This is a genomic window from Robinsoniella sp. RHS (genome assembly GCF_001029355.1).
Taxonomy (GTDB): Bacteria; Bacillota; Clostridia; order Lachnospirales; family Lachnospiraceae; genus Robinsoniella; species Robinsoniella peoriensis.
Window position 1 is genome coordinate 18,042 of the sequence record NZ_JNGB01000068.1, and the last position, 9,928, is coordinate 27,969.

At 42.7% G+C, this 9,928-nt stretch carries 7 protein-coding genes; all 7 read left to right on the top strand.

Annotation, left to right across the window (positions count from 1 at the left end; genetic code table 11):
* Nucleotides 1-20 precede the first annotated feature (20 nt).
* Nucleotides 21-1,181, top strand: coding sequence for a serine hydrolase (locus tag RHS_RS20695; protein WP_047834237.1), 1,161 nt, complete (start codon nt 21-23; stop codon nt 1,179-1,181).
* Nucleotides 1,182-1,266: 85 nt separating this feature from the next.
* Nucleotides 1,267-2,688 (top strand): ABC transporter substrate-binding protein, encoded by a 1,422-nt coding sequence (locus RHS_RS20700; protein ID WP_044297793.1) that lies wholly within the window; start codon nt 1,267-1,269, stop codon nt 2,686-2,688.
* 97 nt (nt 2,689-2,785) lie between these two features.
* Nucleotides 2,786-3,694, top strand: a complete 909-nt coding sequence (locus RHS_RS20705; protein WP_044289614.1) for a carbohydrate ABC transporter permease — start codon at nt 2,786-2,788, stop codon at nt 3,692-3,694.
* A gap of 1 nt (nt 3,695) precedes the next feature.
* The gene (locus RHS_RS20710) at nt 3,696-4,511 is read left to right on the top strand and encodes a carbohydrate ABC transporter permease (protein WP_027295687.1); all 816 of its coding nucleotides are present in this window, start codon (nt 3,696-3,698) and stop codon (nt 4,509-4,511) included.
* 129 nt (nt 4,512-4,640) lie between these two features.
* Nucleotides 4,641-6,161: a helix-turn-helix domain-containing protein gene (locus RHS_RS20715; RefSeq protein ID WP_027295688.1), complete on the top strand. Its 1,521-nt coding sequence runs from the start codon at nt 4,641-4,643 to the stop codon at nt 6,159-6,161.
* Nucleotides 6,162-6,198: 37 nt separating this feature from the next.
* Complete coding sequence (locus RHS_RS20720) at nt 6,199-8,001, top strand: sensor histidine kinase (RefSeq protein ID WP_161597411.1); 1,803 nt, start codon at nt 6,199-6,201, stop codon at nt 7,999-8,001.
* A gap of 20 nt (nt 8,002-8,021) precedes the next feature.
* Nucleotides 8,022-9,928 (top strand): 1,3-beta-galactosyl-N-acetylhexosamine phosphorylase (gene gnpA, locus RHS_RS20725; protein ID WP_047834239.1); only part of this gene is annotated, 1,907 nt, incomplete at its 3' end.

Here is a 9,928-nt window from a genome sequence, read left to right on the forward strand (position 1 = left end):
ATTTAGGGAGGAAAATGTAAATGGAACGCTTAGATGAGTTGTTATGGGAACAGGTAAAAAGAAATCAGATCAAAGGGGCACAGATAGGTGTGTATCACAATGGATTACCGGTATATGAGCATGCATATGGATATCAGCCGGGCACTATTTACCGCCTGTATTCGCTGAGCAAGCCGGTGGCAGCTGTGGCGGCAATGCTTTTATTTGAGCAGGGCAGGCTGGATCTTTTGAGTCCGGTCAGTACTTTTCTGCCTGAATTTGAAGAAATGGAAGTCTGGACACCGGATGGACTTAAAAAGTCCGGTAAACCGATTACCATATGGGATTTACTGAATATGACGGCGGGAATTGTTTATCCCGATGAGGATGGGCCTGGGAAAATTATGCAGAAGGCTTTTGATGATATTCAGCAAAAAACGGGGACACAGGAGGCTTACACCACAAGAGAGATCATGAATATTATTGCATCCCAGCCGCTGGCTTTCCAGCCGGGGGAAAACTTCCGCTACGGGCTTTGTGCAGATGTTCTGGGCGGTGTAATCGAAGTAATTACCGGTCAGAAATTAAGTGCATTTTATCAGGAAAATATATTTGACAGACTGGAAATGAAGGATACGGGATTCTATGTGCCCCTGGAAAAACAGGAGCGTCTGACAGAGCTTTACTGTAAAAAGGTCACTCCGGAGGGGACGGTATTGCAGGAAGATCATGAGCGCCACCTGGGGCTGGGTTTTGGTTTAGAACCGCCGGCATTTGAATCAGCGGGAGCCGGACTTTACTCTACATTAGAAGATTATGCTCGTTTTGCCAATATGCTGGCGGCAAAAGGTATTTATAAAAAGCAGCGGATTTTGTCCGAAGATACGGTGGATATGCTGGCAAGGAATCAATTGGGACCCGGTCAGAGAGAAGATCTGTGCAAAGCGTTTGCCCATTTAAGGGGATTTGGATATGGAAACCTGATGCGCATCCATATGCAGCCCGGGGTATCGGGCATGAACTCACCCATCGGAGAATTTGGCTGGGACGGATGGAGCGGTCCGTACTGTTCCATTGATACTTCCAGGCAGCTGGTAGTATTATATATGACCCAAGTCAGCGGCTATTCCGGCTGGGAACTGCTCCGTAAAATGAAAGCAGTAGTGAATGCTCGGATTTCGAACAAAATGAGTGAATCTTGAAATCAATATCCTGAAATCTTTGTGATATCATAAATTCATCAAGAAAACACAGGTTCTTAAACAGCAGAACGAAAGGAAGGGTATTATGAAGAGAAGGAAAGTATTAAGTCTTGTATTGGCAGCGGCAATGCTGGCGGGAACGCTTGCAGGCTGCGGGGGATCAGGGGACGCAGCAGGAGCGGATACCGGTTCAAAAGCAGCAGAAACTAAGGAGACAACGGCGCAGGATAATAAAGCCGGCAGCACCACATCTGCGGCAGAGGAAACCAAAGAAGCAGCAGCGGGTGAAGCAGCATCAGATGGTGAAGTGACCACACTGACCTATTGGGGGTGGGATACCAACTGGTATGAACCAATGTTTGCAGAGTTTGAAAAAACCCATCCCAATATCAAAATAGAAGCGACTACGGTAGCATTCAGCGACTATTTTACCAAAATCCAGCAGGCAATTGCTTCGGGTTCCGAATTGCCCACCATGGTTCAGCAGAGCTGTACCCTGATTGAAAATTATAAAGAACTGGGGATTTTTGAAGATCTTACACAAGATCCATATAATGTAGATCCGGATAAATTCTTTGACTTTATTAAAGGACGTGCTATGACGGATGACGGAGCATTGATCGGTATTGAACAGTCGGTATCTCCTTCTGCAATTGCTTATAAAAGAGATTTAGCGAAAAAATACTTTGGAACAGATGATCCTGCAGAATTAGCAGAAATCTTCAAGACAACGGATGATTATATTAAATATGGAAAAGAAGTGCAGGAAAAATCAGGCGGAAAGGATTATCTCTTCCATTCCGGCGGTGCAGTAGCAGAGTGGCTGTATTTTGCGGATACTACGGATCTGCAGAGTGGAAATACAGTAAACTTTACAGAGAAAATGTCACCTGTTATGAAGCTTTTATGCGACATGAGAGATAACAAAGTGGTTGACACCTTTGAAAATGGAACACCCCAGGCAAACGCTACTTACTCAGATGAGAATCATCTCTTCTATCCATGTCCTAACTGGGCAATAACGTATTACATCAAAGCCAACGATCCGGATGGATCCGGAAACTGGGGCTTAATGATGCCTGCAACCGGCGGCTACAGCCATGGAGGATGTTCGGTTGGTATTACAAATACAAGCACAGATGCACAGAAAGAAGCAGCATGGGAATTTTTAAACTGGGCATTTTTCACCAAGGAAGGTGTAGATACAGCTAAAAAAGAAGTAGAATATTATGTACCGACAAAAGAATTTTATGAAGATGCTACTTATGCTTCCGGAAAAGATGATTTCTTTGGAGGACAGGATGTAGGCGGGTTCTTATATGGAGAGATTGCGCAAAGCATTAAGCTTCCCAAGTCTTCCATCTATGATCAGACAGTGATCGATATCCGTGATCTGCTGGCGGCAGCTGTGATGTCAGATTCCGGTATGACGGCAGACCAGGCAATCCAAAAAGGTCTGGAGGAATGTACCAACCGGATAACAGACAGCGGTATAGAAATCAAATAGTGTATGAAAAAGCGGAGGAGTGGAGCTTTTACCGGTGTAAAAAACACTGCTCCGTTTTTTATGCTCAAAAATAAATGTTATAAGGAGGATCTCTAAGATGAACAGCAAAGGAAATAAAAAATATAGTGTATTCTGGCCTGTAGTTTTTATTGCACCATTCATAATATTCTTTTTTACTTTTAATTTATTTCCCATCATTTATTCTTTTTTCTTAAGCTTTACAGATTGGAACGGAATCGGTGAGAAAGTTTTTGTAGGCCTTGATAACTACATCCGTATATTTACCAAAGATACGACCTTTCTAAAATCTCTTTGGAACACTTTATATATCATGGTGCTGGGTTTTCCCATCTCTGTATTCCTGGGGCTTTTAATTGCAGCATTTTTAAGCAATTTGAAAAAATTCAGAAATCTGTTTCAGACAATTAACTTTCTGCCATATATTACGACTCCGGTTGCAATCGGGCTTATTTTCACTTTTTTGTTTGACTGGAACACAGGGATCATAAACCGTATCATTGAATTTTTTGGAGGTGAAGGAATCAACTGGCTGGGAAATGCAAAGTTTGCACCGGTTGTAATCGGTATTATGATTATCTGGAAATGTACCGGCTATTATATGGCACTTTACCTTGCAGGCATTACTTCCATATCGACAGATATCTATGAGGCAGCAAAGGTTGATGGGGCTGGAACTGTAAAGACATTTTTTAAGATTACCATGCCTTTATTAAAACCAATTACTATTTTTATTACGATTACAAGCCTGATTTATGCACTGCAGTTATTTGATGAACCGAATCTGATGTTTAATGTTTCCACTACCAGTATTATCGGAGGACCGGACCGTTCCTGTCTGACTATGGTCTGGAACTTCTACGATGTGGCATTTGGCTCTACTGCAAGGCTTGGGTATGGATCAGCGGTATCCAGTACACTATTCATTATTATTGTTGCTGCATCTTTAATCGGTATGCGGTTTATGAACCGGAAGGAGGAAAACTGATATGAAAAGAACAGCAAAGATTTCTTCTTATATTATTTTAGGCATCATTTCTTTTGTTTCACTGGTCCCCTTTTATCTGATGGTGACCATGTCTACCTACAAAACAGAAGAGATTTTCAAAGGTCTTCCATTTTTACCGTCAGGATATTTTGCGGAGAATATTAAGACAGTGTTCCAATCAAACTTTGTACAGACGTATATGAACAGTTTGCTGGTGTCCTTCTTATCCATGTTTATCTGCGTTTTGGTCAGCGCAATGGTAGGATATGCCATGACCGTTTATAAATTCCGGTTTAAGAAAGCACTCACCAACTTCATCATGCTGACCATGATGGCACCTACCCAGATTGGAATTATCGGATACATGATTGAAATGCGTACGTTCCATCTGACAGGCAGCCTGTGGCCCATGATTCTGCTGTGGTGCGCAAATGGATTTGGTGCTTTTTGGATGATTCAGTTTATCGGCGGCTCCCTTCCGGTGGAAATAGTGGAAAGTGCCCGCATTGACGGAGCCGGGGAAATGAGCATATTCTTTAAAATGGTATTGCCTTGCATTAAACCGGGTATCCTCACACTGTGCCTGTTGATTTTCCTCTGGTCATGGAATAATTATCTGGTTCCTTTGGTTTTTGTAAACAACGAAAGCCTGAATACCATTCCTATATTTATCAAAGGGCTTGCCAATGCATACCGGACAGATTATGGTGCTCAGCTGTCAGGACTGGTGTTTGCAACAATCCCCCTCTTACTGATGTTCATATTGGGATCCAAAAACTTTATCAACGGTTTGACTGCGGGAGCAGTCAAAGGGTGAGTGTCCATGGTATAATAGTCACCAGATAAAGGCGAAAAGGTGCTTTCTGATATCATGTGTGGGCTTAAGCATGCCGAAAATGCTTTCGATGAATACGGGCATATTCGTTTAATTCTTGGAGGTAGGTTTATGAACGAAAAGTCTAGGATTTATATTGTAGATGATGAAATGATGGCGATCGCTTATTTTAAATCCCTGGTGAGGGAGGCATCCGATGATATTGAAATTGTAGGGGAGGCATTGCAGGGTGCGGCGGCATATCCTGAGATCTGCAGGCTGAAGCCGGATATCATATTTGTAGATATCAGTATGCCTGTGATGAATGGACTTCAACTAGCAGGTAAATTGCTGAAAGCGGATAAAACAGTGAAAATTGTTTTGCTGACTTCTTACCGGGATTTTGATTATGTAAAAAAAGGCATGGAAATGGGCGTTGTCTCTTATATGCTGAAAAATGAGCTGACCGGGGAGACCCTGAAGGAAGAAATAGAAAAAATTATGAGCAGCCTGAAGGAAGAACGTCATAAAGCCCATATGTATGCAGAACACAATCTGAGAAAGTTTCTGACCAGCCAGGCGGCAGAGGAAGAGGATATTATTTACCGCAACCATCCCCTGCAAAGATATGGCTTGCTATATATCTGTGAGGATCAGCCGCTGAGTCTGGATGGTGAGAACAAACGGCTGTCCGTATACGATGGGGAGCTGCTGGAAATGCTGGAATATCCCGGGGGCCTTGTATGCAGAAGTGCTGTGGCAATGGGAGAAGGCAGATGGTGTACCATTTTTTTTATTGATGTAAATGTTGCAGTAAGTAAAGATTTGTTAATGCAGGCAGGAGAAGTGATCCGCAGTGCCATGCTGCAAAAAGGAATCCACGTAAGTTGTATAGCTTCCAGGGCTACAAAAAAGTTTCTGGAACTGCCGGATTTGTATAAAGAACTGGCGGATCTGTCTGACTATACTTTTTTCTGTGGTGGGGACAGGGTTCTCTGGCAGGAAGAACTGCAAAAGTGCTGTAAAACAGACCCTGATTATGATGGACTTATGCTTCAGCTGATGTATACCCTGGATGAAGAAGACCAGAATGCATCAGAGTTTACCTTGCATCAGATGCTGGAAAAATACAAAGCTGCTTACTCCAAAACAGAATACACCAGAATTTTGCGGGAAATACGTGGTATCCTGAAACGATATGCGGAACGTAAAAAAGTGGAAGCGGGGATTATTTGGGAAAACCATGTATTTGCCAGCGTCCTGCAGGTAGAAGAGTGGTTATATGAAGGCATGAATGAAATCTATGAGAGATTGCATTCATACAAAGGAGAACAGTATTCCAGAATGATCGGATTGTGCCTGGAATATATTCATAAGAATTTTGAAAAAAATATTTCTGTCCAGGATATTGCAAATGCGGCAAATATTTCAGAGGGACATCTGCGGAAATGTTTTAAAAATGAACTGAATATTACAGTGGTTGATTATCTCACAAATTACCGTATCCGGCGGGCTAAAAAAATGATGAAGAGCGGGGAGTATAAAATTTCGGAGATCTATGAAAAGGTTGGATTTACGTCCAGCCAGTATTTTAGTTACGTGTTTAAAAAGATCGAGGGCGTTACTCCCAGCGAATTTCTGAAATCATTATAGAGAACGGGAGGTAAGTAGGATGCAGGAGGCAAAAATCATGAAGCGGACAATCCGTACTAAAATTATGCTGATGGTTTTTATTCCCGTTATAGCGGCATTTTTAATCAGCGGCATTGGAGCATCCCAATATTTTTACCGCATATTGGAGAGCCATACGGTTATGGGGGAAGATCAAAAGCTGGCGCAGACAGCAAGGCAGCTACAATATATACAAAACAATGTAATCAATATTGCAAAACAGATTGTAATCGATGAGCAGGTGCAAAATCTGCTCAGAGAAGAGCGCAATGAAGATGTACTGGAAAGCCTGATTACCGAGCGCAGCGTAAAACAGACACTGCGTACTTATATCAATCAGTTTCCTTACATTTATGGAGTCACAATTGTATCTCCCGAAATGGATTCTTATTCTAGCAACCAGACGGAAGGGAAGTTTAATCCGGAAGAGGAAATATGGTATACAAAATTTAAGGATACCGGCCTGTACAAAGGATTTTCAGCACCGCATATTTATACCCTGGAACAGGGGATCCAAAAAAAAGAAGTGGTAAGTTATATCATGAGTTTTAAGGATATTCGAAATGGCAAAGATATTCTGGGCGATATCATTTTGCATGCCGGTGTCCCGGAGATGGAAAAATACGCAAAACTGGATACCGGTCTCCTAAGCGGATACGCACTGTATGACCGTGGGGGAAATGCAATACTGCATAATGGTTCCATCAGTATGCCATTTCCGGAAGTAAAACAACAGACCGGCAGACAGATACAGCTTGTAAATAAAAATACCATTCTGGTAAACCGCAGTTTGGAGGATGGCTGGATGATGGTATCAGAAGTATCGAATACGCTGCTTCTGAAGCAGTTAAAATATATAAAATTATTCTTCCTTGCTATTTTTATGGGTGCAATCAGTATCCTGGCCCTGGTTTTATATTTTTGTATCCGAAATATTACCAAACCCCTGGAACAGCTTCATACAGCGGCTGTCCAGGTAGGGAAAGGCGATTTTGAAATTGCAGTGGATATCCGTACAAACGACGAATTAATGGTATTGGGAGAAGCGTTTAATACTATGGTTGCCGATATTAAGAGAAGAATGGAAGAGAGCATTCAATACGAGAAAACCACAAAGGAAATGGAAATTAACCGGCTCATGCTGCAGATCAATCCTCATTTCATCTATAACACGTTGAATTCCATTGTTTATATGGCGCAAATAGAAGGAAATAAAGAGATCGTGAGATTTTCCAATGCTTTTATATCTTTACTTCAGGATACCCTTCGGGTACAAAAAGACAGTATCTTTATCAGCATGGAGCAGGAACTGAAAAATATAAAGAATTATCTGCTGCTGCAATCTTACCGGTATCCCCAGCGGTTTGATGTCATCTATGATATTGACGAAAGTGTATGTCAGGCAGCAGTTCCCAATGTACTGATCCAGCCCATAGTAGAAAATGCTATTTTTCATGGATTGGCGGGGAAAACAGAAAAAGGGATTTTAGAGATTATTATCTGCCGTATAAAAGGGATCACAGATGACATACGAATTACCATACGTGATAACGGTCTTGGAATGGAGGAAGATGTTGTAAAACGTATTCTGAATCAGGATGATTCCATACAGGGACAGATGCGCACCATTGGTGTGGGGAACGTCAAGAGCAGAATTGAGCATATTTACGGGAAACAGTCTGGCAGCAGACAGGCAAACGGATGTAAAAATGAAACTGGTGAAAAAAATTATGGAATGGAAATTAAGAGTACGCCCGGTAAAGGCACGGAAGTAGTGCTGTATATTCCGTTTCTGAAACTGGATCAAAATAAATGTATTTAACGATTTAACAGGAGGAATCTATGAATATAGAAAATAGAAAGGGTGGATTTACTCTGCCGGGTGAAGCCGGATACGAAGAACTCACCTTAAAACTGGCAAAGCAGTGGGGAGCAGATGTAATCCGTGACAGTGACGGCACCGAACTATCCCGGGAAATACTGGATGCAGGTTACGGAATTTATTCTACAATCTGCATTATCCGGGACCATAATGACTGGGCGAAAAAGAATATGGATAAACTGCAGCAGACCTTTCTGGTGACACAGCCGAAAACGGCTGTGGAGGAAAGCGTTTACTTTCGGTTGATGGAAGACTTTTTTGAAGGGCAGTTTCAGGTGAATGATTCGGTAAATGCAATGAAATACTGGCAGGTATATGACCGGACCAGTAATGAAGAGATATCCCGGGAAAAGTGGAGCTATGACAGAGAACAAAAGACGGTGAAGGTAAATAAAACTGCACTCTGGCACAAGTATACCGTAAGCTTTCTGGCATACCGCATCTGGGAAGAAATTTCCATGTATAACCATACTACTAATGGATGGGACAAGGAACATCTGATGCAGATTGATCCCAGGTATCCTGAGACACAGAAATATATGCTGGGGTGGATGAAGGACTGGTGTGAGGCGCACCCGGATACCACAGTGGTCCGTTTTACTTCCATGTTCTATAATTTTGTGTGGATGTGGGGAAGCAGTGAAAGAAACAGACATTTATTTACGGACTGGGCGTCCTATGACTTTACCGTCAGTCCCCTTGCCCTGGATGAATTTGAGAAGAAATATGGTTACTCGATGACGGCAGAAGATTTTGTAAATAAGGGAAAATTCCATGTTACCCACATGCCCGGAGACAAAAAGAAAGCCGATTGGATGAAGTTTATAAACGATTTTGTAATTCAGTTTGGAAAAAAGCTGGTGAAAATCGTCCACGACTATGGTAAGGAAGCCTATGTGTTCTACGATGACAGCTGGGTTGGAAATGAACCTTATGGTAAAAATTTTGAAAAGTTTGGATTTGATGGCATCATCAAAGCGGTTTTCAGTGGTTTTGAATCCAGACTCTGCAGCGGGGTTAGGGTAAAGACCCATGAACTGCGACTTCATCCCTATCTGTTTCCAACAGGAGTGGACGGTTCGCCCTCTTTTCTGGCTGACGGTGATCCAAAGGCGGAGGCACAGAGATACTGGAAAGATGTACGAAGAGCAATTTTAAGGCAGCCGGTCGACCGTATCGGGCTGGGCGGCTATCTGCATCTGGTTGAGCGAAAACCGGAGTTTGCCGATTATATGGAAGAATTGGCAGATGACTTCCGTAAGATCCGGGAATTACATAAAACAGGGGCACCGATGAATTTCAGACCGAGAGTTGCTGTTTTGCATTATTGGGGGCGACTTCGTTCCTGGACGCTGTCGGGGCATTTTCATGAGACTTATATGCATGATCTGATCCATATCAATGAAAGTCTGTCAGGTCTTCCCTTTGAGGTCAGCTTTATCAATTTTGAAGATGTGAAAAAGGGAGCACTGGACCAGATAGACGTTCTGATCAATGCAGGCGCGGCAGGTACGGCATGGAGCGGCGGAGATGTCTGGAAGGATTGTGAAATTGTAGAAAGACTGACTAAGTGGGTCCACGATGGAGGCGCATTTATTGGTGTAAATGAGCCTTCCGCTGTGGATGGATACGATACTTACTTCAGAATGGCGCATATACTGGGAGTGGATAAAGACACAGGGGCAAGGGTGTGCCATGGAAAATGGAAATTTACAGCCGAGGAAATTCCCGGGCTGATCCCCGAAGGAGCCGGCATAAAATCCGGGGAAGGAATGTATCTCACAGATGGATCAGCCAGGGTGCTGTTGGAAAATGAAGGTCAGCCGTTATTAACGGTTCATTCATTTGGAAGGGGCTGCGGAATCTA